A 23207-nucleotide genomic window follows, 5' to 3' on the forward strand; every position below is an offset into this window, starting at 1 on the left:
CTCTGACTATAGGAATTCCATCATCATGCGTATGTTTTTTGCGTTGCCGTGCCCAGCCTCTGTGATTACACGTGTAGTCGCCTGGCGAAAGGAGCAGGGCATGGATGGGCGCCTGGTTCCTCCTGAAAATCTTCACATGACACTGGCTTTTCTGGGTGAAATTCCAGAAGAACAGATAGACGCGCTTATGGCTCTAGGCGATCACATACGCTTTGAGCCATGTACGGTCGTGCTTGATCGCGTCGAGCGTTGGCATCAGGGGCTTATCAGCATGATTGCATCCCAGACGCCAGTGCCGCTGGTTTCGCTGGTTGACGATCTAAACCTGGGACTGAAAAGTTTGGGCGTTCCGCTGGATCGCAGACCCTTTATCCCACACCTGACGGCTGCACGTAAAAGCCGCTGTCGGCCAAGTGGACTACCGTCATTGGCGTGGCCAGTAGAGCGCTTTGCCTTGTTTGTATCGGAAAGCGGCCAGGGAAGCGTGCAATACAGAGCTTTAAAAGAATGGACAGTAGCTGAAGGCAGTCCGGGAGAGTAGGGCGGTGACAGCTGCCGCCCATTACGCATTTTACTTTTTATGTAAACTTTATCTATTGCTGCTTGGCGAATATTTAAGCCTGGACATACTTGCTGAATACAGCGCTGTAGTCATGGGTCATATAAGTCTCCAGCATCAATGCATTCAGCGTGTCCAAGGTACCTGTGTATTGCTGGGTTATGTGTTCAGGCGATGCTGGGTTAGCAATCTTGTACATGGAGGCCGTCATATCCAGTACTTTTAGTGCATTGGCACGCTTGAGTTCTTCCAGGTGCTGAATCTTGCTGATTCCGATCAGAGACTTGTAGATGTCTTTGACCTGTTCAAGAAAGGTCTTTTTGATATCGATGCTGAAGGGTTTGCCACCTATGACGAATTTCAGCTCGACATCTAGATCCACCGTGCCGGCCGTTTCAATCATGACGCTCTGAATACGCTCGCTGAGGTAATCGTAGCGTTTGATAGTGCGCTTGGACGATACCGCAGATTCGCCGTCCACATGAATCAACGCCAGATTGGTAAAGCAGTATTCATCCTTTTTCGATTTGATCAGAAAGAAAATCTTTTCACCGTCCTCGTGAAAGAGATAGTCGTCCGCATCGACCTTGTCGAAGTCTGCTGGTTTGATAATCGATCCGATGTCGCTTAGTCCCAAAGCATCTGCTGCAAATCGTTTGAACATACCAGGCTTTCCTTGAGTGACAGGATAAGGCGCAACATCGAGGCTGCACGCACGCAGAAAAGGTTTACTGAACACGCAAAGTGAATTTCAGTTGGGCAGTTGTATCAGGCAGGAAGAAAAAGACAAGGCGTAGGAAGGCCCATTAACGAGGCAAGAAAATCTGTCTTGGCTTAACCGGATCCAGAGGAAGGTTTAAGACCCAAAACCCATAAAGGGGATAGAGGCGTCAGTGCTTGCTAATATCTAATTTAACATAATATACATTATGCGAAGTTATGTATTCTGGATATGGAGCCATGGGGCAGCGCCTTGAACGCTGCGAAACCCCATATGAGCTTTTTATGGCTCACTTCTTTATTGATCCTTTAAACGTCGCTGTTTACCAGACGCCGCTCGCTCCTGGTTGATGGCGTTGTAGTAAATGTCTTGCGTTGTACTCGCCTTGGCGTGGCCAAGATCTTCCTGCAGGTGTTTAAGTGGTCTGCTGGGTGCATCGTAGGTTGCGCTGGTGTGGCGTAACCAATGGGCGCTGGCTGCGCGCAGATTGGATACTTCGTCCTCGCTGCGACCTTCCTGTTTCATTCGTACAAGCGCCGTGTCGAAGCATTCCTGTACCAGGTTGCGAATCTGCCGATCGGTCAGGCCGCCTTGTCCATTATGTTTGGTCAGTAGCGGCGCAGGATCTCCGGCGTATGGCAGCGGCGTCAGATTGCGGAAGGCCCGGTAGCGCTTGAGATAGACCAGCATGTCATCACTGACCGAGATGCGACGCTCCTTGTTGCCCTTGCCAATTGCAACGTACCACCAGGAACCGTCAGGGTCTTTCTGAAAGACGTCCATGGTGGGAGACCAGCCGGGCCGCCCGGAAAGTTCGGAGATTCGCAGGTAGAGTGAAAACAGGGTCGCTATGATAAAGAGTGTACGCTCGTGCTTTTCAGGCTCCTCTGCAGCCATCCATTCCGCTGTTTCGATAACGAACTCCCATTGAAGGCGGTCAAGAACCTTGCCGCTGACAGCCTTGGCTTTCTTTTGAAAGAAGCGGCTCTTCTGCTTGATCGCTCGAAAGGGATTACCCACCAATACGTCCTGATCATTGAGGTAATCATAGAATGAGCTGCAGATTGCAAAGACTTGCTTGAGCGTACCCTGAGCCATTTCATAGCGTTCTGGGGTAGTGTCATCGTCGTCTCCTGTTTCGACAGCAAGCTTGCGTGAGGCTTTATCACCCTGAATCCCAAAGGGGCGCCACAACGGATTGGGCTCCATGCTGCCATCTTTCAGAATGAAGCGGCGACGAACAGAGGTGCCCACCCAGTCCTCGTCAGGCTCCTGACTGAATGCCAGGAACGCCTCGGCATCCTGGCGGCGGAGCGAAAGGATAGACCTCCCTTCCTTGATCCAGCTCCACAGAAGGAGACGTTCAACTTGGGTGCGATAGGCTTTGAATGTCGTTTCCCAGCCGGCATAAGAGCGCAAAAATTCACGCACATGAAAATAATCGTCTTTAGCCGGAATACCGGGCTCAAACCGTTTCAGGTAATTCAGGATAGACGTATGTTCTGCCTCATAAGACGTAGCGTTAAGCCCAAGAAAACTGGCATAAGTATCAAATAAAGGCTGGGGTTTAGACGAGAAAAGCATCGAAATAACACTGAAAAGGCAGGTTTCTTAGTATATCAATTTCCGATTATGGACGTAATCGGAAATTTGGCTTGTTTATAGGATTTTATAGAAGACACAAGCACTTACGAAAGCCGTCTCGTGCCGCTTCCAACGAACCGTTAAAGAACTAAGCTGTGTGAGATTGATCTCACTTTTATAGGCAAATGCCCTTCAGCTTTAAAGGTGGCTCGCCGTGGACTGGTTAGGTATTCATTTTCTCACAGATCTTCAGCAATCCGGCCTTTCGCCTGTCGAGCATAGCCACACTTTTCTATTGGTTGTCTTTTCCTATCTGATTGCAACTGCTGCCGGTTATACCGCGCTGAGCCTTGCTGATGTTGCGGTCGCGGATGATCGCCGAACGCGTATGCTGTGGCGCTGGATCGGTGCCTTTTGTTTGGGCGGCGGTATCTGGTCGATGCACTTCCTTGCCATGATGGCGTTCGTCATGCCGATTCCAGTGTATTACGACCATCGCCTCACGGCCCTTTCGCTGGTCATTGCTATCATGGCGTCCTTGCTGGCCATGGTCATGATTGGTCGCCCTGCTCTTACCGTCAGGCAATATATCGGCGCGGCGATCAGTATTGGCCTGGGGGTTACAGCCATGCATTACATTGGTATGGCCGCCATGCAATCTGCTGCAACGGCCTACTATGACCCTTGGTTATTTGCACTTTCCATTGTGGTGTCGATGTTGGCCAGCCTCGGGTCAATGATGTTGATCTTGAAGCTACGCCAGCCGAACAACCCTGCTCCGCTCAAGTTGAAACTGGCGGCGAGTCTGGCGCTGGGTGCAGGTATTATCTCTATGCATTTCAGTGGTATGGCGGCCGTTACCTTTACCCTCCCCGCCGGCTCGACGTTTGACGCTGGTGCGCACGTTGACAATCACTCACCTTATCTAGGTATCGCGACGGCCTTTATTTCGCTGATTATTATCAGCTGCAGCTTGGTGGCGGTATGGGCAGGAAAGAAGCTGGAAAGCCAGCGTCGAGATCTTGAACGGGTCAACGCCCTGCTCCACGAGCTCGATAGCACACAGGCTTCACTCCATAACGTCGCTCATTTCGACGCCCTTACAGGTCTGCACAATCGCTATTCCTTCAACAAGGAAATCCAGATGCGGCTGGATGAACACGCGGCCCAAGGCACTTCCATGGCCCTGCTGTTTCTGGATCTGGATAACTTTAAGCGGATCAATGATTCATTAGGTCATGATGCCGGTGATGAGTTGTTGCGTGTTGTGGCTCAGCGCCTGAAAAGTGCCTTGCGTGAGCGAGACCTGATCGCACGCCTGGGCGGTGATGAATTTTGCATTCTTGCCAACGTTGAAGAGAATTATGAGGCCGAGCTGTTGGGGCGCCGCATCCTGCAAAAGATGAAAGAGCCCATTATCCTGGCCGGTCGAAAAATGGTCATAACCACATCCATTGGGGCCAGCCTATTCCCGCAAGATGCAACGACCGGTGAAGATCTCATGAAGCATGCCGATCTGGCCTTGTATAAATCCAAGGCTAATGGTCGCAACATGCTGTATTTCTTTCAGGAACAGCTCAGGAGCAAAGCGTCACTTGAGCTAAAAATGGAGGAAGAACTGCGACAGGCATTAAGTCGTAATAATCTGACCGTGTATTACCAGCCCGTCTTTGACTTGAGTAGCGGCAAGGTTTGCCATGTAGAGGCATTGGTGCGCTGGCAGCACCCCGAACAAGGCCTGCTGCTGCCCGGTAACTTTATCGACATTGCGACAGCAAACGGGTTTATTGCTGATATTGACCGTTGGGTGATTCGCCGAGCCTGTCGTGATATCAAGAAACTGCATCGGCAAGGCTTCAAGATTGGAGTCGCGGTCAACTGCTGTGTACGCAGCCTGGAGCGTGAAACGCTCGTATCCGACGTTCAGGAAGCCTTGAGTCAGGCACGCCTGGAGCCCCAGTTTCTCGAACTTGAAGTAACCGAAAACGCGCTAATGGCCAACATTGACCAGGTTATCGGGCAGCTAAGGCAGTTGCGTGAGCTTGGCGTGCGGTTGTCCATTGACGACTTTGGTACAGGTTACTCATCACTGGCGTATCTGAGCCAGCTTCCCTTGGATGCTATCAAGGTGGACCGCTCGTTCATTCAGGATATTCCCAACAATGCGCGGGACCTTGATCTGGCGGAAGCCATCATCGCCATGGGACACAAGCTACATCTGAAAGTCATTGCCGAAGGCGTGGAAACCCAGCAACAGATTACCTTTCTGATCGATAACCAGTGCGACCTTGCCCAGGGGTTTCTACCCAGTCGCCCTCTTCCCTTCGAAAAGCTTCAGGCGTTCTTGCTTGATGAGATAGGTAATAACGCATTTTCCCAGTCTCACCTCGCCTGAAATGACAAGGCCTGCTTTCAAGCAGGCCTTGTCATTTTAGTTTCTGATCACGCGCGGCTGGTATCTGCACGTGCATAACCGTTACCGATATCGGCTCGCATATCAGCCGGTGTTTCAAAGTCGCTTGCGGCACCACGCATGTCGCTTATTGACTTTGGAAAGCCGGATCGATCGCTGTAGTCACGTATAGGCATGTGTCGTGGACGATGGTGGCGCTCCGTGATGCCCCGTGTTGCCATGACATCGACCAACGCGGTAGCCAGCACGACAGCCATCGCGATTTTCACGTTTCCCCGCTTGGGATTATCGGCACTCAGACCGGTCGCCAGTGTAGCCAGATCCAGGGCATCACCCGCTACACGGCTCCAGAGCGCAGGTGTAGGGTTGTCACTCAGCGCGCCGACACCACTGACAATCTCACGCACCCCATAGGCACGAACAATATTCTCCGACCCTTCCATGCCCAGGGCGCGGGTCAATAATCGTGGAGCAGCCAACTCCAGGAGACCGAGACCCAGGCTGTAAAAGCCGAGGCCACGGGCCAGCTTGTCTGAAGCGCCTAGTGATCGCTGGGGGGATGAAAATTTCTCAAGCATGGTCATAGCCGTCTCCCTCAAGGTTTCAGAACAACCTTGATGCAGTTGTCGAGTTTATCCCGGAAGGTCTTATACATTTCCGGGCCCTGGTCGAGACTTACCGTATGGGTAATCACGAATGAGGGGTCGATCTGTCCATCATCGATACGGCGCAGCAGGTCATCCGTCCAACGTTTGACGTGCGTTTGCCCGGTGCGCATGGTAAGCCCCTTATTCATGAGCGCCCCCATGGGAATCTTGTCGACCAATCCGCCGTAAACGCCCGGAATAGATAAAATGCCCGCCGGGCGACAGACATAGATCATCTCGCGTAATACATGAGGACGATCACTCTCCATCATGGTCGCCTGCTTGACCCGATCGTAAACGGCATCCAGCGACCGCGTCGCATGGGATTCAAGGCCTACGGCATCAATGCATTTTTCAGGACCCTTACTGCGGGTAAGCTCGTTCAGACGCTCAACCACGCTCTCCTTGTCGAAGTTGATGGTTATCGCCCCGCCCGCTTCTGCCATGAGCAGTCGTTCAGGCACGTTATCGATCATCACGACCTGCTTGGCGCCCAGCAGTATGGCGCTGCGCACACAAAACTGACCCACCGGACCCGCCCCCCAGACCGCTACGGTATCAGTAGGCTGAATGTCACACTGCACCGCAGCTTGCCAACCCGTGGGGAAAATATCGCCCAAGAACAGTACCTGTTCGTCCGTAAGCGTGCTTGGAACCTTTACATGGGTAGAATCTGCAAACGGAACACGTACGTACTCGGCCTGCCCGCCTGCGTAACCGCCGGTTAGGTGCGAGTAACCAAAAAGGCCTGCTGTGGAGTGACCAAACACTTTGTCACCCAGGTCTTTACGACGGTTCGAGCGCTCGCAGACAGAGAAATTACCGCGTTTGCATTGCTCGCATTCGCCACAGGTGATGGTGAATGGCACGACGATGCGATCGCCTACCTTTAACTCTTTGTTTTCCGAGCCGACCTCAACCACTTCTCCCATGAATTCATGGCCCATGACATCGCCGCATTCCATGCCGGGAATGAAATGGTCATAGAGGTGAAGGTCGGAGCCGCAAATGGCGCAGCTGGTTGTCTTAATAATAGCGTCGCGTGGGTGTTCGATCTTGGGGTCCGGAACGGTGTCGTAGCGGATATCGTTTTTCCCGTGCCAACAGAGTGCTTTCATGCGCGTTCTTCCAACGTTGGTTGAAAAGTCCCGTCACCAACAGCGTGAAGGTCCCTCCTGTCTGGGACATGGGCGGGCTGTATGAATAAGGCCACTCCCTTGGCAGTGATGCTATTGGGACATCAGAACGCATAGGAAAAGTTCAAAGATTGCCCGGATCCTCAAACCAAACGGTAAGGAATAAAGATGACCTGCTGGTCATTTCCTTTTAAGAAACCTTATAGAGCTACTTTCTAGCTGTTAATCGCGAGTAGCGTTCGGTTTCTCAGGAAGCGTACATTGATCATCCTTGCAGCGCCTGGAGCCTTCCGGATGAGGAATCCAGGCCAGTTGCGGGCGAGCGCGTAAAAACAGGCGATAACCCAAATCAAACAACGGCCGCAACGGCTTCCAGGCAAGAGGGGCAGCCCAACGGCCAAGCCCTGCCGCTCGCCAACTCCAATAGGTTGCATCTAGCCCCTTGACCCATTGCCCGTCGGCAAATCGGGCGTGCAACAGATCCCTGAACTGCTGTGATGACATGCCAGGTGCCGGTGCCTCGAAGGTTGGATCAGCTACGTCTGTAAATAAAAGACGTGCAGGGTCAGCATATCGACGCAGATGTCGAATCTCGCGGGCACACAGCGGACAGTCGCCATCGTAAAACAAGGTGAGCGGCCACGCGGGTTGCATATACTTCTCCAAAGGGTACGACCTGAAGAGGCCATACCCTTTCATTCGATCAGATAGGGCTATCGGTAGAGGGTTTTTCCCACAGATTGATTCCCCCTTCAACGGCATACTTATCGATTTCTGCCAGCTCTTCTGGTGTAAAGGATAGGCTGCCTAGCGCGCCGATATTTTCCTGCAATTGCTCCGGACGGCTCGCTCCGATCAGCGCCGAGGTGACACGCGGATCGCGTAGCGTCCAGGCCAGGGCAAGCTGAGCCAGACTCTGACCGCGACGCTGGGCAATATCATTCAGTGCGCGCGCCCGTGCGATGTTGTCATCGGACAGGTGCTCCGGTCGCAAGGAGGCACCACCGGGACGGTTCACCCGTGCATCCTCCGGTACGCCATTGAGGTATTTGCCGGTCAGCAAGCCTTGGGCCAACGGTGTAAATGCGATGACGCCTGCACCGACCTCATCAGTTGCGTCCAGCAGATCTTTTTCGATCCAGCGATTGAACAGGTTGTAGGAAGGCTGATGGAGGAGAAGAGGAACCTTCCACTCCTTGAGCAGTGCCGCCATCTCGCGTGTCTTGCCAGCTGAATAGGATGATATGCCAATGTACAGGGCCTTGCCCTGCTGCACGGCCGTAGCCAATGCACTGGCGGTTTCCTCAAGTGGTGTGTTGGCATCGAAGCGGTGGGAGTAGAAGATATCGACGTAATCCAGCCCCATACGCTTCAAGCTTTGATCAAGGCTTGCCAGGACGTATTTGCGTGAGCCACCGCCCTGTCCATAAGGCCCTGGCCACATATCCCAGCCGGCTTTGCTGGAAATGATCAGCTCGTCCCGATAGAGCTTGAAGTCTTCCCGTAGGATTCGGCCAAAGTTGGTTTCGGCGCTGCCGTAGGGGGGACCGTAGTTATTGGCCAGATCGAAATGGTTGATGCCAAAGTCGAACGCCGTACGTAACAGGGCCCGCTGGTTTTCAATGGGTGTGGTGTCACCGAAGTTGTGCCACAAGCCCAAGGACAGCGCGGGCAGGACCAGACCACTCTTGCCTACCCGACGGTAAGGCATGGATTCGTATCGGTTGATGGCTGCCATGTAGCTCAAGGCATTCTCCTCTTTTCTGTTGTGCTTATGTCTAGGTCTGCAACGGTTATACGACAACATTACTATCTAGCAAAAGTGCTTCTACATTCCGCAGGCTTGAATGAGAAATTGTCGAAAGGCTTCTGCCGCCGTCGGCAGTTCGGTATCCGGCTTCCAGATCAGCCCGAGCTCCATAGGCGGAACGGCATCATTGAGCGGGCGTACCTCGATCTTCTTGCCTTCAAGCGACCAGGTACGAAACACCATGTCCGACAGGATGGTCACGCCAAATCCATGGGCAACCAGGCCACGTACAGACTCCATGGAGGACGTTCGAAACGCGACCTTTGGTTCCAGACCGCGGGCGTGCCAATAGCGCTGGGTCGAGGCTTCGCCCTCTTCGACCGTCCCGAGGATATAGGCATGCTCGGCCACATCCTTGAGAGTAATATCAGGTTTGGTCATCAGCGGGTGGTGACTGGCCAGCCAGAGCTGGCGGCGTGATCGGATCAGAACATAATGCTCGAAACGGTCAATGGCCTCGCTGTTGGACACAATGATCAGGCCAAGATCCAGGCGCCCTTCCAGAACAGCCTGCTCGATACTGGGCCGATCCATGTCCACTAGATCAATATCCACCTGCGGATAGCTGCGCTTGAAGCGAGCCAGCAGGCTGGGCAGAAAATACCCCAGCACTGCGTAGGTGGCTCCTACGCGCACCACTCCCTCCTGGGTATGACTCAAGAATAGGGGTTCCTTGAATGCATCGTTCAGCGTATCGAGAATGTGCCGGGCATGCTGCAGGAACCGGTGCCCTTCTGCTGTCAGAGCAACCCCGTAGGGCTGTCGCTCAAACAGATTGACCCCCAGATTTTCCTCCAGTTGAGCCACTGCTGAGGTAATCGCGGACTGGGAAACATGGACATCCAATGCCGCCTGGGAGAAACGGCCCGTGGTGGCAGCCGCCACAAAGTAGCGTAGTTGACGCATCGAAATATCTTTGGAGCTGGCCATCTGATTTTCGAATACCTGAGTGCGGTTTTTAGAATTTTACGTTACCTGTACCCCTTCCTACACTCAAAAGCAAATGGGGCTTCGCTCGCCCCGATCCTGATGACAAAAACAATAATTCGAGGAATAGCGAATGAGTGCAGCCAACAAGACGTTGGATGAAAAGTACACGTTGGAAAGCGGGCGCATCCTGCTAACCGGTATCCAGGCGCTCGTTCGCCTACCCTTGATGCAACGGCAACGTGATCTTGCAGCAGGTTTGAATACTGCTGGGTTCATCTCGGGCTACCGTGGCTCGCCACTGGGCGGCCTGGACCAGGCTTTATGGAAGGCTCAGAGCCATCTCAAACAGCATCACGTTGTCTTTCAGCCCGGCCTGAACGAAGACCTGGCCGCTACGGCCGTCTGGGGATCACAGCAGGTCAACCTCTTCCAGGGTGCGCAATACGACGGCGTGTTTGGCATGTGGTATGGCAAAGGCCCAGGCGTTGACCGCTGTGGCGATGTCTTCCGCCACGCTAACGCTGCAGGCTCTTCACGCTTTGGCGGCGTGCTGGTTATCGCTGGTGACGACCATGGCGCTCGTTCTTCCACCCTGCCTCATCAGACCGAGCACATCTTCAAGGCCGTGATGATGCCGGTATTGTCTCCCTCCGGGGTGCAGGAATACCTCGATTTTGGTTTGCATGGCTGGGCCATGTCCCGCTATTCAGGCTGTTGGGTGGCCATGAAAGCCATTTCGGAAACCGTGGAAAGTGGCGCGGTGGTCGATGTCGACCCGCTTCGTGTACAGCCCAAGGTGCCTACCTATGAGCTCCCGGCGGATGGTCTCAACATACGCTGGCCCGATCCGCCACTGGTGCAAGAGAAGCGCTTGCTGGAGCATAAGCTCTATGCCGCCCTCGCCTATGCGCGGGCCAACGGGCTCGACCGCATCACCCATGATTCTCCCAACGCCCGCATCGGTATTATCACGTCAGGCAAATCGTATCTGGAAGTCTGCCAAGCCCTGAAGATTCTAGGTATCGACGAAGACATGGCCCGGCAGATCGGTTTGCGCGTGTACAAGGTGGGCATGGTCTGGCCCCTGGAAGCCGAAGGCGTCCGGCATTTTGCCGACGGGCTGGAAGAAATCATCGTGGTGGAAGAAAAACGCCAGTTGATCGAATACCAGCTCAAAGAAGAGCTGTACAACTGGCGCGAGGATGTCCGTCCACGCATCGTGGGCAAGTTTGATGACAAGGGCGAATGGTCACTGCCCCATACGGACTGGCTGCTCCCGGCCACCAGTGACCTGACCCCGGCGCAGATTGCCCGTGCAGTGGCCAAGCGCATCCTGCAACGCCAGTCCAATGGCCTGCTGCAGATGCGGCTGGCAGTGCTGGATGCTCAGTTGGCAGCCAAAGGCGGACTGGTCACCAAGATGGCGCGGATGCCCCATTACTGCCCTGGCTGTCCACACAACACTTCTACTCAGCTCCCGGAAGGCAGTCGCGCACTGGCCGGGATCGGTTGTCACTACATGGCAACCTGGATCTACCCTGAGCACACCCAGACATTCAGCCAGATGGGTGGTGAAGGTGTCGCCTGGGTAGGACAGGCACCGTTTACCCAGACAAAGCATGTATTTGCGAACCTGGGCGATGGGACTTATTTCCACTCAGGGCTTCTAGCCATTCGCGCATCGGTCGCCGCGAAAGTACCGATTACCTACAAGATTCTCTACAACGATGCCGTGGCCATGACAGGCGGCCAACCGGTGGACGGTACCTTGACCGTGCCGCAGATTTCCCAGCAGCTACGCGCCGAGGGTATCGAGCGCATCGTGGTCGTCACGGATGACCCGGACAAATACAAGCCAGTCAAAGGGCTTGCCGAGAATGTACCGGTCAAACACCGTGACGAGCTGGACGCTGTGCAACGTGAGCTGCGAGAGCACCCGGGCGCATCCGTCATCATCTACGACCAGACATGTGCCGCCGAGAAGCGACGTCGCCGCAAGCGTGGTGCCTATCCTGATCCCGCTCGTCGCGTTGTGATCAACGAGGCCGTGTGTGAAAACTGCGGTGATTGCAGCAGCAAGTCCAATTGCATGTCCGTGGCTTCGGTCGAGACTGAGTTCGGACGCAAGCGCGAGATCGACCAATCCGCTTGCAACAAGGATTTCAGCTGTCTTTCAGGTTTCTGCCCGAGCTTTGTCACGGTGGAAGGCGGAAAGCTGCGCAAGGCCAAGGCGCTGGCGGAAGACCCTTCCGATAGTTGGGATCTGCCTGAGCCTGTACTGGCCTCGGTCAGTGAGCCTTACAGCATTCTGGTAACTGGTGTGGGCGGTACAGGAGTCGTCACGATCGGTGCCCTCCTGAGCATGGCGGCTTATCTTGAAGGCAAGGGAGTGCTGACGCTGGACATGGCGGGGCTGGCGCAGAAAGGTGGCGCAGTGTGGACTCATGTACGGATCGCCGAGCGGCAGGAGCAGCTCTTTGCACCCCACATTGCTGAAGGTGAAACCAACCTGTTGTTAGGTGGCGATCTCATCGTCAGTGCCAATGCCGAGACGCTTGATAAGCTTCGCCAGGGCGTCACCCATGCGCTCGTCAACAGTCAGGAAAGCGTAACCAGCCACTTTGTTCGCACCTTTGCCCATCAGGCAAACAGTGGCGATGTTCACACCCATCCCGATCCTCAATTCCAGTCTACGGACATGGCCGCTCAGATCGCCGAAGCCGTAGGAACGGATCGTGCCTTTTTCCTTAATGCCAGCCGTATCGCTACTTCGCTGATGGGCGACTCGATTGCAACCAATACCTTTTTGATGGGAGTGGCCTATCAGAAAGGTTGGCTGCCGGTTAGCCAGGACTCGCTATTCCAGGCGATCGAAATGAATGGCGCTGCCGTCGAGCTGAACAAAAAAGCCTTCATCTGGGGCCGTCGAACTGCCGTTGACCAGGCGCGGGTTGAGCAGAAGGTCAAGGAAGGCTCCGTTGTTACCGCGTCTCACCAGTTATCCAAAACCCTTGAAGAAGTGATTCTGCGGCGTGTGGATGATCTGACGGCGTACCAGAACACCGCCTATGCCGAGCGCTACCTTGCGCGTCTTGAAAAGATCAAGGCAGCTGACACAGTCCTGATGGGACAGCCTGGTGAATTGAGCGAGGCGGTTGCCCGTGCCTATTACAAGGTCCTGGCTATCAAGGATGAGTACGAGGTGGCGCGTCTGTACACCGATGGCGACTTCCAACGCAAGATTGCTTCGATGTTTGAAGGCGACTACACGCTCAACTTCCATTTGGCTCCGCCTATCTTCAATAAATCCAAGGCTGGTGAGGGTCCGAAGAAGCAGCAGTTCGGACCCTGGATGATGAAAGGCTTCAGCATGCTGGCGCGCCTGAAAGGTATCCGCAATACCTGGCTGGACCCCTTTGCCCGCACTGAAGACCGCAAGCGAGAGTTGAAGACGCTCAGGGAATACGAAGCCAACCTGGATGAAATCCTGCAGCGTCTGACGCCTGACAATTATTCCGTTGCAGTTGAGCTTGCCAAGTTACCGCTGGACATTCGGGGGTTCGGCCCGGTGCAGGAGCGTTATCTGGCTACTACCGAACGCAAGCGTGCCGAACTGCTGGCCCGCTTGAGGCAACAAGCCTCGTTTGTAGACGCTGCCGCTGAGGTACAGGAGACCCTGCAGCGCATTCGTACTACCCAGCTGTAAGGTGTTGAATCGAGCGGTTGCAGGAATGAGCCGCTCGTATCCCAATGCAGGAGGTAGCTTTATCAACGGCACGGCAAAATGTTAACCTAATCACAATTCGCATGGTGCGAATCAAGGATGCCCGAAAGGATTAGTGATGTATCGTAAAGCAGTTGCGGCTATCGGAATGGCCGTATTATTAAATGGATGTGCCTCTGGCTTGAACAGTTTTCAGAAGTCAGAACTCGACCGGTACGAAGCCCGCGGTCTGGTCGTTCAAGAAAAGAGCCCTGGTCTTGCAGCAGGCCTTGGCCTTCTTCCCGGAGGAGGTTCTTTCTATACCAGAGAATACGGCTTTGGCGTCGTGAATCTTCTGCTCTGGCCTCTTTCCATCATCTGGGACCCGGTTGGCGGTTACGATGCAGCCAAGGTCATCAACTATCAGGCCACCAAGGCTAAGCTTGATGCTGAGCGTGACAAGGACTTGGACACGCTTGATAGCCAGCTTCAGCTGGGTCAAATTGACATGACCCAGTACACGCTGGAAAAGCGCAAGATCGAGAGCAAGTACAAATAATTCCCCCGCTCCCGCTGACATCATGACTAGCGGGAGCGGTACGCACTACGACGCCTTTCGCTGCGTCAGCTCCTCGATCATGATTTCCCGCATGCGAAATTTCTGAATCTTGCCCGTTACGGTCATGGGAAACTCGTCTACGAAGCGAACATGTTTCGGCACCTTGAAGTGTGCGATGTGGGCCTTGCAGAAGTCGCGAAGTACCTCCTCCTGCGGGCTGTGCCCGTCATGCAGCTTGACCCAGGCGACGATCTCCTCACCGTACTTGTCGTCAGGAATGCCAATTACCTGAACATCTGCCACTGACGGGTGACGGAATAGGAACTCTTCGATTTCACGTGGATAGACGTTTTCACCACCCCGAATGATCATGTCCTTGCTGCGGCCCACGATCTGCACATAGCCCTGCTCGTCCATGCAAGCAAGGTCGCCCGTATGCATCCAGCGGGCACCGTCCAGCACGTCGGATGTGGCCTTTGGGTTTTCCCAATAGCCTAGCATCACGCTATAGCCGCGTGTACATAACTCGCCTATTTGCCCACGAGGAACGATGCGGCCCTGCTCATCGACGATCTTGCTTTCCAAATGGGGCTGACTGCGGCCCACGGTGGTAACGCGGCGCTCCAGTTCATCGTCCGGGCTGGTCTGAAGGGAGACCGGACTGGTTTCGGTCATGCCATAGGCAATCTGCACTTCGCTCATGTGCATCTCGGTTATGACTCGGCGCATCACTTCGATCGGGCATGTCGATCCTGCCATGATGCCGCTGCGCAGGGAGGACAAATCAAAACGCACGCGTTCGGGATGATCAAGTTCGGCGATAAACATGGTGGGAACGCCATAGAGCACGGTGGCCTGCTCTTCCGAGACAGCGCTCAATGTTGCCAACGGCTCAAAAGATGGCGCTGGATAGATCATGGTGGAACCGTGGGTCAGGCAACCTAGATTACCCATGACCATACCGAAGCAGTGATACAGCGGTACGGGAATGACCAGACGATCCCGCTCGGTCAGCCCAAGGCTTTCTCCCACCATGTAGCCGTTATTGAGAATGTTGTAATGACTCAGAGTGGCTCCCTTGGGAAAGCCTGTGGTGCCCGAGGTGTACTGGATATTGATAGGGTCATCGAACTGAAGTAGCGCGCTGCGCTCATGCACATCAGCCGTGCTCGTTTGCTTGGCGAAATTGGCAAGATCACTCCAACGCAGGAAACCGGCAGGTGCCGTTTCGCCCAGCGTGATTATGCCGTGCAGATCCGGAAGGTTTACACAGCGCAGCCGCCCTGGGGGCTGGCTTTCAAGATCAGGGAGAAGCTCGTTCAACATGGCGTGGTAGTCGCACGTCTTGAAGGTATGCGCGCACACCAGCCAACGGCAGCCGGATTGCTTCAGCACATACTCCAGCTCACCTACCCGATATGCCGGGTTGATATTGACCAGAATGGCCCCGATTCTAGCGCTGGCAAACTGCATGACGCACCATTCCATGCAGTTTGGTGCCCAGATACCCAGTCGGTCCCCCTGCTCTACACCCAATGCTACCAAGGCCCTGGCGCAACGCTCTACCTCCTCGGCCAACGCCTGCCAGGTCAGCCGTACATTCTGGTGACGAACAATTAGCGCTTCGCGCTCAGGGTAACGGGCTACTGTAAGATCAAAGGCCTCTCCAATCGTCATGGCCAGTAAGGGCTTGTCTTGACGGCCCTGGGTATAGCTCGGTTGGTTCATGGCTTTCCCTTCTTGTCATTGTTGTGGGAACTGCTGACTCATGTGGCTACCGCTAAAGCCTAGTCATCTTTACGTTAACGTAAAGGGCATGGCAAGTCGTTGTATCCAACCAGCACAACCAAATTTCTGAAGAGGTGTCTGGCGTGCTTGCGAGGTATTTGCATCCAGACATTACCGAAGCGAGTTGACAGCTTCGCTGACCAGCTTTACGTTAACGTAAAGGTAATCCAGTTGAGTTTACATATGACGGCGAGTTACAGCATTTCCGATCTGGCCCGAGAGCTGGATATTACAACCCGCACCATTCGCTTCTATGAGGAGCAAGGCATGCTTACGCCCGAGCGGCGTGGTCAGGAGCGCATCTACTCGGCCAAGGATCGCGTCACGCTCAAGTTGATTCTGCGGGGTAAGCGAATCGGGTTTTCGCTGGCGGAGTGCCGGGAATTGATCGAATTGTATGACCCGAGTTCAGGTAACCAGAAGCAGCTCAATAGCATGCTGACCAAGATTGCGGAACGTCGCGAGCAGCTTGCACAGCAGCTGCTGGATATTCAACAGATGCAGCTTGAACTGGACACGGCTGAAGAGCGCTGTCGTGCGGCGCTGGAGATGGCTAACGCCACGGCTTGATCCCTTTTTGCTTCCACCAGACAAAAACAATCACAGGTGACCCCATGACATACCCCTCGCTCAACTTTGGCCTCGGCGAAACCATCGACATGCTGCGCGAGCAGGTGCAAAGCTTTGTCAGAGCGGAAATCGCACCCCGCGCAGAAGCCGTTGACCGTGAGAATACGTTCCCTCATGACCTCTGGCGCAAATTTGGCGACATGGGCCTCCTAGGCATCACGGTGAATGAGGAGTACGGCGGCTCGACACTGGGGTATCTGGCTCATGTGGTGGCCATGGAAGAAATCAGCCGAGGCTCGGCTTCTATCGCCCTTTCCTATGGTGCGCATTCAAACCTGTGCGTCAATCAGATCCACCGTAATGGTACACCTGAGCAGAAAGCCAGATATCTGCCCAAGCTGGTATCAGGTGAGCATGTCGGCGCGCTGGCCATGAGCGAGCCCAATGCCGGTTCTGACGTGGTTTCCATGAAACTGCGTGCAGAGAAACAGGGTGACCGCTACATCCTCAACGGCACTAAAACCTGGATTACCAATGGACCAGATGCCAATACCTATGTGATCTATGCCAAGACTGATCTGGATAAAGGACCACACGGCATCACAGCATTCATCGTTGAACGTGACTGGAAAGGCTTCAGCCGCAGCAACAAGTTCGACAAGCTGGGGATGCGGGGCTCCAATACCTGCCAACTCTTTTTCGATGGCGTCGAGGTGCCGGAAGAAAACATCCTTGGCGCCCTGAACGGGGGCGTAAAGGTACTTATGAGCGGGCTGGATTACGAGCGTGTCGTACTCTCTGGCGGACCTGTCGGCATCATGCAGGCCTGCATGGATGTCATTGTCCCCTACATTCACGACCGCAAACAGTTTGGCCAGAGCATTGGCGAGTTCCAGCTGATCCAGGGAAAGGTGGCGGACATGTATACCCAACTCAATGCCAGCCGCGCGTACCTGTATGCCGTTACCCAAGCCTGTGATCGAGGAGAAACCACGCGCAAAGATGCCGCGGGCGTCATTCTCTATACGGCTGAGCGAGCCACTCAGATGGCGTTGGATGCCATCCAGATTCTGGGCGGCAATGGCTATATCAATGAATTCCCGACCGGTCGCCTTCTGCGCGATGCCAAGCTGTACGAAATCGGTGCCGGGACCAGCGAGATCCGACGCATGCTGATCGGGCGCGAGTTGTTCAAGGAGACAATGTAACCCACTTTCTATCCTGCGGACATTCCAACAACAACGCTGAAGCGAGATCCGCCATGACCGTTCTAACCAGTCAGCTCGACCCCTGCTCGCCTGACTTTATCCGCAATCAAGACGCCATGCAGGCACAGGTGGCGAACCTGCACGCGCTGCTTGCCCACATCCAGCAAGGCGGCGGGCCCAAGGCGCAGGAGCGTCATACCTCACGCGGCAAACTGCTGGTACGAGACCGCATTGATCACCTGCTCGACCTCAACTCGCCTTTTCTGGAGGTTGCCCAACTTGCCGCTCATGAGGTTTATGGCGAGGACGTACCGGCGGCTGGCGTGGTGGCCGGCATTGGCCGAGTCGAGGGTGTGGAGTGCATGATCATTGCCAACGATGCGACGGTCAAAGGAGGGACGTATTACCCCCTTACCGTCAAAAAGCACCTGCGTGCTCAGGCCATTGCCAAAGAGAACCGACTGCCGTGTATCTACCTTGTGGATTCTGGCGGTGCCAACCTGCCCCGACAGGATGAGGTCTTTCCTGATCGCGATCATTTCGGACGAATTTTCTTCAACCAGGCAACCATGAGCGCCCAAGGCATTCCGCAGATTGCGGTAGTGATGGGTTCTTGTACTGCCGGTGGCGCCTATGTGCCCGCCATGGCGGACGAAACCATCATGGTTCGCAACCAGGCCACCATCTTTCTGGCCGGTCCGCCCCTGGTCAAAGCCGCTACCGGTGAGGTAGTGACCGCTGAGGAACTGGGTGGCGCTGATGTACATTGCAAAGTGTCCGGCGTGGCGGATTACTACGCCGAGAATGATGAGCATGCCCTTGCTCTGGCGCGTCGCTGTATTGGCCATTTGAACTGGCGCAAACAGGGTCAGGTACAGATGCGCTCCCCTGTAGCACCTAAATACTCACCCGATGAGCTTTATGGGGTTATCCCGGCAGATGCCAAACAGCCCTACGACGTTCGCGAAGTGATTGCGCGTCTGGTTGATGGTAGCGAATTCGATGAGTTCAAGGCGCTGTTCGGACCTACGCTGGTCTGCGGTTTTGCGCATTTACACGGCTACCCCGTAGCAGTTCTGGCCAATAACGGCATCCTGTTTGCCGAGGCGGCGCAAAAAGGTGCGCACTTCATCGAGCTGGCCTGCCAGCGAGGTATTCCGCTGGTGTTTCTTCAAAACATCACGGGCTTCATGGTTGGCCAGAAATATGAAGCAGGCGGCATTGCCAAGCATGGGGCCAAGCTTGTGACCGCTGTCGCCTGCGCACAAGTCCCCAAGTTTACCGTGATCATTGGCGGCAGCTTTGGCGCGGGAAATTACGGCATGTGCGGCCGAGCCTATGATCCCCGCTTCCTCTGGATGTGGCCTAACGCCCGTATCGCGGTAATGGGCGGTGAACAGGCAGCCGGTGTACTGGTGCAGGTCAAGCGGGAACAGACCGAGCGGACAGGCGGAGCACTCAGCCTGGAAGAGGAAGCGGCCATCAAAGAGCCGATCCTTGAGCAGTACGACCGTCAGGGTCACCCCTACTACTCCAGCGCCCGTTTATGGGATGACGGCGTGATCGACCCTGCCCAGACGCGTGAAGTACTGGCCCTGGCTATCTCTGCTTCTTTAAACGCACCTATTGAGCCGACCCGCTTTGGCGTGTTCCGCATGTAAGGAATCCTGCGATGACTTACCAGACCTTGCAACTTGATATCGACAGCCGCGGCGTTGCCACCTTGTGGCTGAACCGCCCGGAAAAAAACAATGCGTTCAATGCCGAGGTGATTGCCGAGCTCATTCACGCATTGGAAGCAATTGGTGCTAATGAGGCCATCCGGTTTCTGATTCTGCGTGGACAGGGACGGCACTTTTCCGCAGGAGCAGACCTTGCCTGGATGCAGGCATCGGCCACCTTGAGCCTCAAGGAAAACCATGACGATGCACAACGACTGAGCCTTTTAATGGAAACACTTCATGCCCTACCCCAACCTACGTTGGCGGTCGTGCAGGGAGCGGCCTTTGGTGGAGCGCTTGGATTGATTGCCTGTTGCGACATGGCCATCGGTTCGCAGGATGCTGTGTTCTGTCTTTCTGAAGTCCGCATCGGTCTGGCTCCGGCAGTGATCAGCCCCTATGTCGTCCGGGCTATTGGCGAGCGAGCCACGCGTCGCTATGCCTTGACAGCCGAGCGCTTTTCCAGTGGTCGTGCACAAGCCTTGGGGCTACTGGATGAAACCTACCCGGCTGACCAACTGGAAGCCGCCGTCAATGAGTGGAAAAACAATCTGCTCCTCAACAGCCCCGCAGCCCTTAAAGCCTGCAAGAGCTTGCTACACCAAGTGGGTACGGCTGCAAACCTGGATGATGCATTGAAAGGTTATACCCAGCACTTCATTGCATCACTGCGGGTAAGCCCTGAAGCACAGGAAGGGCTAAGCGCCTTCCTTGAAAAACGTATGCCCAGCTGGCAGGAGCCCTCCGTATGAGCATGTTAAAGCCTCTCGACACTCTCCTGATCGCCAATCGCGGCGAGATTGCCTGTCGTATCATGCGTACCGCCCAATCGCTGGGTATCCGAACGGTCGCGGTGCACAGCGAGATCGACATTACAGCCCGCCATGTTCGCGAAGCAGACCTGGCTGTAAACCTAGGTGGTAGTAAACCGGGCGAAAGCTATCTGTGTATTGACAAGATTATTGCAGCGGCCAAGCACAGCGGTGCCCAGGCCATCCATCCGGGGTATGGCTTTCTTTCCGAAAATGCAGCCTTTGCCCAAGCGATTGAAGAAGCAGGCCTGCTCTTTCTCGGCCCTCCCGCCTCCGCAATTGTGGCGATGGGTAGCAAGTCTGCCGCCAAGGCCCTGATGGAAACCGCCGGCGTGCCCCTGGTTCCCGGCTATCATGGCGAGGACCAGACGCTAGAAACATTCAGACAGGCCGCCGAGCAGATCGGCTATCCCGTTCTGCTGAAAGCGGCTGCTGGCGGTGGTGGCAAGGGTATGAAAATCGTTGAGCGAGAGGCCGATCTGGCTGATGCCCTGGCCTCGGCGCAGCGTGAAGCTCAATCTGCCTTTGGCGACGCCCGCATGCTGGTTGAAAAATACGTGCTCAAGCCTCGACATGTCGAAATACAAGTCTTTGCCGATCAGCACGGTCATTGTTTGTATCTGAACGAACGCGACTGTTCGATTCAGCGTCGCCATCAGAAAGTCATAGAAGAAGCCCCTGCCCCCGGACTTTCTCCTGCATTGCGTAAAGCCATGGGAGAAGCTGCCGTACGGGCTGCACAGGCGATCGGCTATGTCGGTGCCGGTACCGTCGAGTTTCTGTTGGACGACCGTGGCGAATTCTTCTTTATGGAGATGAACACGCGCTTACAGGTAGAGCATCCTGTGACAGAGGCTATCACCGGACTGGATCTTGTTGCTTGGCAGATTCGCATCGCCCGAGGTGAAGCCCTGCCCATCACTCAGGATCAGGTCCCGCTTGAAGGGCATGCTATTGAGGTACGCGTGTATGCAGAAGATCCTGGCAATGATTTCCTGCCCGCTACCGGTACCTTGCATCTCTATCAGGAACCCGCCAGTGGTCCAGGTCGCCGCGTCGATAGTGGTGTAACCGAGGGTGATACAGTATCGCCCTTTTACGATCCCATGCTGGCCAAGGTCATCGCTTGGGGCGAGAACCGCGAAGAAGCCAGACAACGTCTGCTCGCCATGCTGGAGCATACCCAGGTAGGCGGGCTGCGAACCAACCTGGCCTTTCTCAAGCGCGTGTTGGCTCACCCCGCCTTCGCGCGTGCTGAACTGGATACAGATTTCATTCCTCGGTATCGGAATGAATTACTGCCAGCCCCTGCAGAGCATGACAATGATTTCTGGCAAGCAGCTGTTCAAGGCTGGCTAGGCAGTGAGCCGCCGGTAGCAAGGGCTGATGACCCCAGCGCTCCCTGGGCATCGTTGCCCGGATGGCGAGCAGGCTTGCCGAATCGGCAGGCAGTAACGCTGATATGCAATGAAGAAAAACAGCGTGTTGTCTGGGATGGAAAAGATCGAAAGGTCAAGGCGCAGCGCCGCGACGACAACCTCTATCTGAATTGGCGAGGCGAAACCCACACCCTTACCCGCTTCGATCCCATACAGGCCGCAACCAATAAAACGGTTCACTCAGGCGGGCTTACCGCTCCTATGAATGGCAGCATTGTGCGGATACTGGTAGAACCAGGTCAGCGTGTTGAAGCCGGCGCTCCCCTAGTGGTTCTGGAAGCCATGAAGATGGAACATACCATCCGGGCCCAGACTCCAGGCATGCTCAAGGCCATCCTTTACCATGAGGGTGACATGGTCAGCGAGGGTTCAACCTTGGTTGAAATGGAGGCTGATGATGCTGCCTGAGCGTGTTCGTCTGGTTGAGGTAGGCCCACGAGATGGCCTTCAGAATGAAACACAGCCGATTAGCCTGGAGAACAAGGTACGGCTGGTAAATGATTTGACTGACACTGGCCTTGATTACATTGAAGTGGGTAGTTTTGTTTCTCCCAGGTGGGTGCCGCAGATGGCAGGGAGTTCTGATCTATTTTTGAAGATCTTTAAAAGGGCTGGTATTACCTATAGTGCCTTGACGCCTAACATGATGGGTTTCGAAGCTGCCTTGAATGTAGGTGTGAAAGAAATAGCCATCTTTGCAGCAGCATCCGAGAGCTTTTCTCAACGTAATATCAACTGCTCTATCAATGAGAGCCTGCAGCGGTTTAAACCTGTAATGGAGGCTGCACGGCAGCATGGGATTAGCGTCCGTGGGTATGTTTCCTGCGTACTGGGGTGTCCTTATGAGGGCGACATTACGCCTGATCAAGTCTTATCAGTTGCACGTGAACTGATTGATATGGGGTGCCGTGAAATTTCATTAGGTGACACGATAGGGATTGGTACACCGGGTGCTGTACGAACGCTCATAGGTAAGCTCTCCCAAGAGATTCCGTGTGATCGACTGGCTGTGCATTTCCACGACACTTATGGCCAGGCATTGGCCAATATCTATGCTGCCCTGCTGGAGGGTGTCTCTGTGGTCGATAGCTCTGTTGCCGGCCTGGGAGGCTGTCCCTATGCAACGGGTGCAAGCGGTAATGTGGCCACAGAGGACGTGCTCTACATGCTCAACGGCCTTGGTATCCAGACTGGAGTAGATCTTTCTCGGCTGATTGCCGCAGGTCAGCGAATCTGTGAGGTCCTAGGCCGCGATACAGGCTCTCGAGTCGCCAAGGCTTTTAAATAGCGCTCCTTCCCTACCGTTACGAGACTTTATAGGTACTCGTAACGGTTCATATGCAACGTACCCGCTTTTACCGATCATGCTTCATGAGGTAAGCATCAACATCATGGAGCAATGCTAGAGGTCTGGATACATTGGGCGTATTTCCTACCGTTCGATTACTGCTCGAAACGCTGATTACGATGCCGACGCGAATGCCCCGCTCCGCTGATCTGGAAGGAAAAGATGAAACTGGAGCACTGGAAAAATATTTGGTTAGACAGCGATTCATTTCTACGGCTGGTAATGCCCTCTTCTCCTGACATGAAAGCTACGTTTGTAT

Annotated in this window: 18 protein-coding genes; 10 read left to right on the top strand and 8 right to left on the bottom strand. The window is 54.7% G+C overall.

Going from position 1 to position 23207, the window contains the following annotated elements; translation table 11 throughout:
* The first annotated feature begins 25 nt into the window (after positions 1–25).
* A complete protein-coding gene (gene thpR / locus GM154_RS15565; RefSeq protein WP_074826498.1) occupies positions 26–541 on the top strand; it encodes an RNA 2',3'-cyclic phosphodiesterase in 516 nt (171 codons plus the stop codon).
* Between the two features lie 73 nt (positions 542–614).
* On the opposite strand, the gene GM154_RS15570 is transcribed toward thpR, so the two are convergent.
* Together GM154_RS15570 and GM154_RS15575 are read right to left on the bottom strand one after the other, a co-directional pair.
* Positions 615–1223: a PH domain-containing protein gene (locus GM154_RS15570; protein WP_219652712.1), complete on the bottom strand. Its 609-nt coding sequence runs from the start codon at positions 1221–1223 to the stop codon at positions 615–617.
* A gap of 354 nt (positions 1224–1577) precedes the next feature.
* Positions 1578–2864 carry a site-specific integrase gene (locus GM154_RS15575; RefSeq protein WP_219652713.1) on the bottom strand — a complete coding sequence of 429 codons (1287 nt, stop codon included), beginning with the start codon at positions 2862–2864 and terminating at the stop codon, positions 1578–1580.
* A gap of 214 nt (positions 2865–3078) precedes the next feature.
* Between GM154_RS15575 and GM154_RS15580 the strand changes: the two genes are divergently transcribed.
* Positions 3079–5259 carry a bifunctional diguanylate cyclase/phosphodiesterase gene (locus tag GM154_RS15580; RefSeq protein ID WP_219652714.1) on the top strand — a complete coding sequence of 727 codons (2181 nt, stop codon included), beginning with the start codon at positions 3079–3081 and terminating at the stop codon, positions 5257–5259.
* A 47-nt stretch (positions 5260–5306) separates the two neighbouring features.
* Here GM154_RS15580 and GM154_RS15585 read toward each other — a convergent pair whose 3' ends face one another.
* The 5 genes from GM154_RS15585 to GM154_RS15605 form a co-directional block, all read right to left on the bottom strand.
* On the bottom strand, positions 5307–5861 hold the full coding sequence (locus GM154_RS15585; RefSeq protein WP_219652715.1) for a hypothetical protein: 555 nt from the start codon (positions 5859–5861) through the stop codon (positions 5307–5309).
* A gap of 11 nt (positions 5862–5872) precedes the next feature.
* A complete protein-coding gene (locus tag GM154_RS15590; RefSeq protein WP_219652716.1) occupies positions 5873–7042 on the bottom strand; it encodes a zinc-dependent alcohol dehydrogenase in 1170 nt (389 codons plus the stop codon).
* A gap of 240 nt (positions 7043–7282) precedes the next feature.
* Positions 7283–7714, bottom strand: coding sequence for a thiol-disulfide oxidoreductase DCC family protein (locus tag GM154_RS15595; protein ID WP_219652717.1), 432 nt, complete (start codon positions 7712–7714; stop codon positions 7283–7285).
* A 49-nt stretch (positions 7715–7763) separates the two neighbouring features.
* The gene (gene mgrA / locus GM154_RS15600; RefSeq protein ID WP_219652718.1) at positions 7764–8807 is read right to left on the bottom strand and encodes an L-glyceraldehyde 3-phosphate reductase; all 1044 of its coding nucleotides are present in this window, start codon (positions 8805–8807) and stop codon (positions 7764–7766) included.
* A gap of 81 nt (positions 8808–8888) precedes the next feature.
* The gene (locus tag GM154_RS15605) at positions 8889–9800 is read right to left on the bottom strand and encodes a LysR family transcriptional regulator (RefSeq protein WP_219652719.1); all 912 of its coding nucleotides are present in this window, start codon (positions 9798–9800) and stop codon (positions 8889–8891) included.
* A 130-nt stretch (positions 9801–9930) separates the two neighbouring features.
* Between GM154_RS15605 and GM154_RS15610 the strand changes: the two genes are divergently transcribed.
* Entirely contained in the window at positions 9931–13506 is a 3576-nt protein-coding gene (locus GM154_RS15610; protein WP_219652720.1) for an indolepyruvate ferredoxin oxidoreductase family protein, read from the top strand.
* 136 nt (positions 13507–13642) lie between these two features.
* Positions 13643–14062: a hypothetical protein gene (locus GM154_RS15615; protein WP_019364174.1), complete on the top strand. Its 420-nt coding sequence runs from the start codon at positions 13643–13645 to the stop codon at positions 14060–14062.
* 45 nt (positions 14063–14107) lie between these two features.
* On the opposite strand, the gene GM154_RS15620 is transcribed toward GM154_RS15615, so the two are convergent.
* Entirely contained in the window at positions 14108–15790 is a 1683-nt protein-coding gene (locus tag GM154_RS15620; RefSeq protein ID WP_219652721.1) for an AMP-binding protein, read from the bottom strand.
* A 243-nt stretch (positions 15791–16033) separates the two neighbouring features.
* On the opposite strand from GM154_RS15620, the gene GM154_RS15625 reads away from it, so the two are divergent.
* From GM154_RS15625 to GM154_RS15650, 6 genes are read left to right on the top strand one after another with little or no spacing between them, the layout of a single operon-like run.
* Positions 16034–16420, top strand: coding sequence for a MerR family DNA-binding transcriptional regulator (locus GM154_RS15625; RefSeq protein ID WP_010798313.1), 387 nt, complete (start codon positions 16034–16036; stop codon positions 16418–16420).
* Between the two features lie 44 nt (positions 16421–16464).
* Positions 16465–17628, top strand: a complete 1164-nt coding sequence (locus tag GM154_RS15630; protein WP_074826468.1) for an isovaleryl-CoA dehydrogenase — start codon at positions 16465–16467, stop codon at positions 17626–17628.
* 53 nt (positions 17629–17681) lie between these two features.
* Positions 17682–19289, top strand: a complete 1608-nt coding sequence (locus GM154_RS15635) for a carboxyl transferase domain-containing protein (protein ID WP_219652722.1) — start codon at positions 17682–17684, stop codon at positions 19287–19289.
* Between the two features lie 11 nt (positions 19290–19300).
* Positions 19301–20101 carry an enoyl-CoA hydratase-related protein gene (locus GM154_RS15640; protein ID WP_219652723.1) on the top strand — a complete coding sequence of 267 codons (801 nt, stop codon included), beginning with the start codon at positions 19301–19303 and terminating at the stop codon, positions 20099–20101.
* On the top strand, positions 20098–22008 hold the full coding sequence (locus GM154_RS15645) for an acetyl/propionyl/methylcrotonyl-CoA carboxylase subunit alpha (RefSeq protein WP_374940323.1): 1911 nt from the start codon (positions 20098–20100) through the stop codon (positions 22006–22008). The genes GM154_RS15640 and GM154_RS15645 overlap by 4 nt, the downstream gene beginning before the upstream one ends.
* Positions 21995–22888, top strand: a complete 894-nt coding sequence (locus GM154_RS15650; RefSeq protein ID WP_219652724.1) for a hydroxymethylglutaryl-CoA lyase — start codon at positions 21995–21997, stop codon at positions 22886–22888. Before GM154_RS15645 ends, GM154_RS15650 begins: the two co-directional genes overlap by 14 nt.
* Positions 22889–23207 lie beyond the last annotated feature (319 nt).

It is taken from the genome of Pseudomonas sp. MAG002Y (assembly GCF_019400845.1).
Lineage (GTDB): Bacteria > Pseudomonadota > Gammaproteobacteria > Pseudomonadales > Pseudomonadaceae > Chryseomonas > Chryseomonas luteola.

Coding starts and splice junctions, on each gene's coding strand:
- GM154_RS15650 (WP_219652724.1), top strand. CDS start 21,995: ATGATGCTGCCTGAGCGTGTTCGTCTGGTTGAGGTAGGCCCACGAGAT.
- thpR (WP_074826498.1), top strand. CDS start 26: ATGCGTATGTTTTTTGCGTTGCCGTGCCCAGCCTCTGTGATTACACGT.
- GM154_RS15615 (WP_019364174.1), top strand. CDS start 13,643: ATGTATCGTAAAGCAGTTGCGGCTATCGGAATGGCCGTATTATTAAAT.
- GM154_RS15575 (WP_219652713.1), bottom strand. CDS start 2,864: ATGCTTTTCTCGTCTAAACCCCAGCCTTTATTTGATACTTATGCCAGT.
- GM154_RS15640 (WP_219652723.1), top strand. CDS start 19,301: ATGACTTACCAGACCTTGCAACTTGATATCGACAGCCGCGGCGTTGCC.
- GM154_RS15605 (WP_219652719.1), bottom strand. CDS start 9,800: ATGGCCAGCTCCAAAGATATTTCGATGCGTCAACTACGCTACTTTGTG.
- GM154_RS15635 (WP_219652722.1), top strand. CDS start 17,682: ATGACCGTTCTAACCAGTCAGCTCGACCCCTGCTCGCCTGACTTTATC.
- GM154_RS15630 (WP_074826468.1), top strand. CDS start 16,465: ATGACATACCCCTCGCTCAACTTTGGCCTCGGCGAAACCATCGACATG.
- GM154_RS15625 (WP_010798313.1), top strand. CDS start 16,034: ATGACGGCGAGTTACAGCATTTCCGATCTGGCCCGAGAGCTGGATATT.
- GM154_RS15595 (WP_219652717.1), bottom strand. CDS start 7,714: ATGCAACCCGCGTGGCCGCTCACCTTGTTTTACGATGGCGACTGTCCG.
- GM154_RS15620 (WP_219652721.1), bottom strand. CDS start 15,790: ATGAACCAACCGAGCTATACCCAGGGCCGTCAAGACAAGCCCTTACTG.
- GM154_RS15570 (WP_219652712.1), bottom strand. CDS start 1,223: ATGTTCAAACGATTTGCAGCAGATGCTTTGGGACTAAGCGACATCGGA.
- GM154_RS15590 (WP_219652716.1), bottom strand. CDS start 7,042: ATGAAAGCACTCTGTTGGCACGGGAAAAACGATATCCGCTACGACACC.
- GM154_RS15585 (WP_219652715.1), bottom strand. CDS start 5,861: ATGACCATGCTTGAGAAATTTTCATCCCCCCAGCGATCACTAGGCGCT.
- GM154_RS15645 (WP_374940323.1), top strand. CDS start 20,098: ATGAGCATGTTAAAGCCTCTCGACACTCTCCTGATCGCCAATCGCGGC.
- GM154_RS15610 (WP_219652720.1), top strand. CDS start 9,931: ATGAGTGCAGCCAACAAGACGTTGGATGAAAAGTACACGTTGGAAAGC.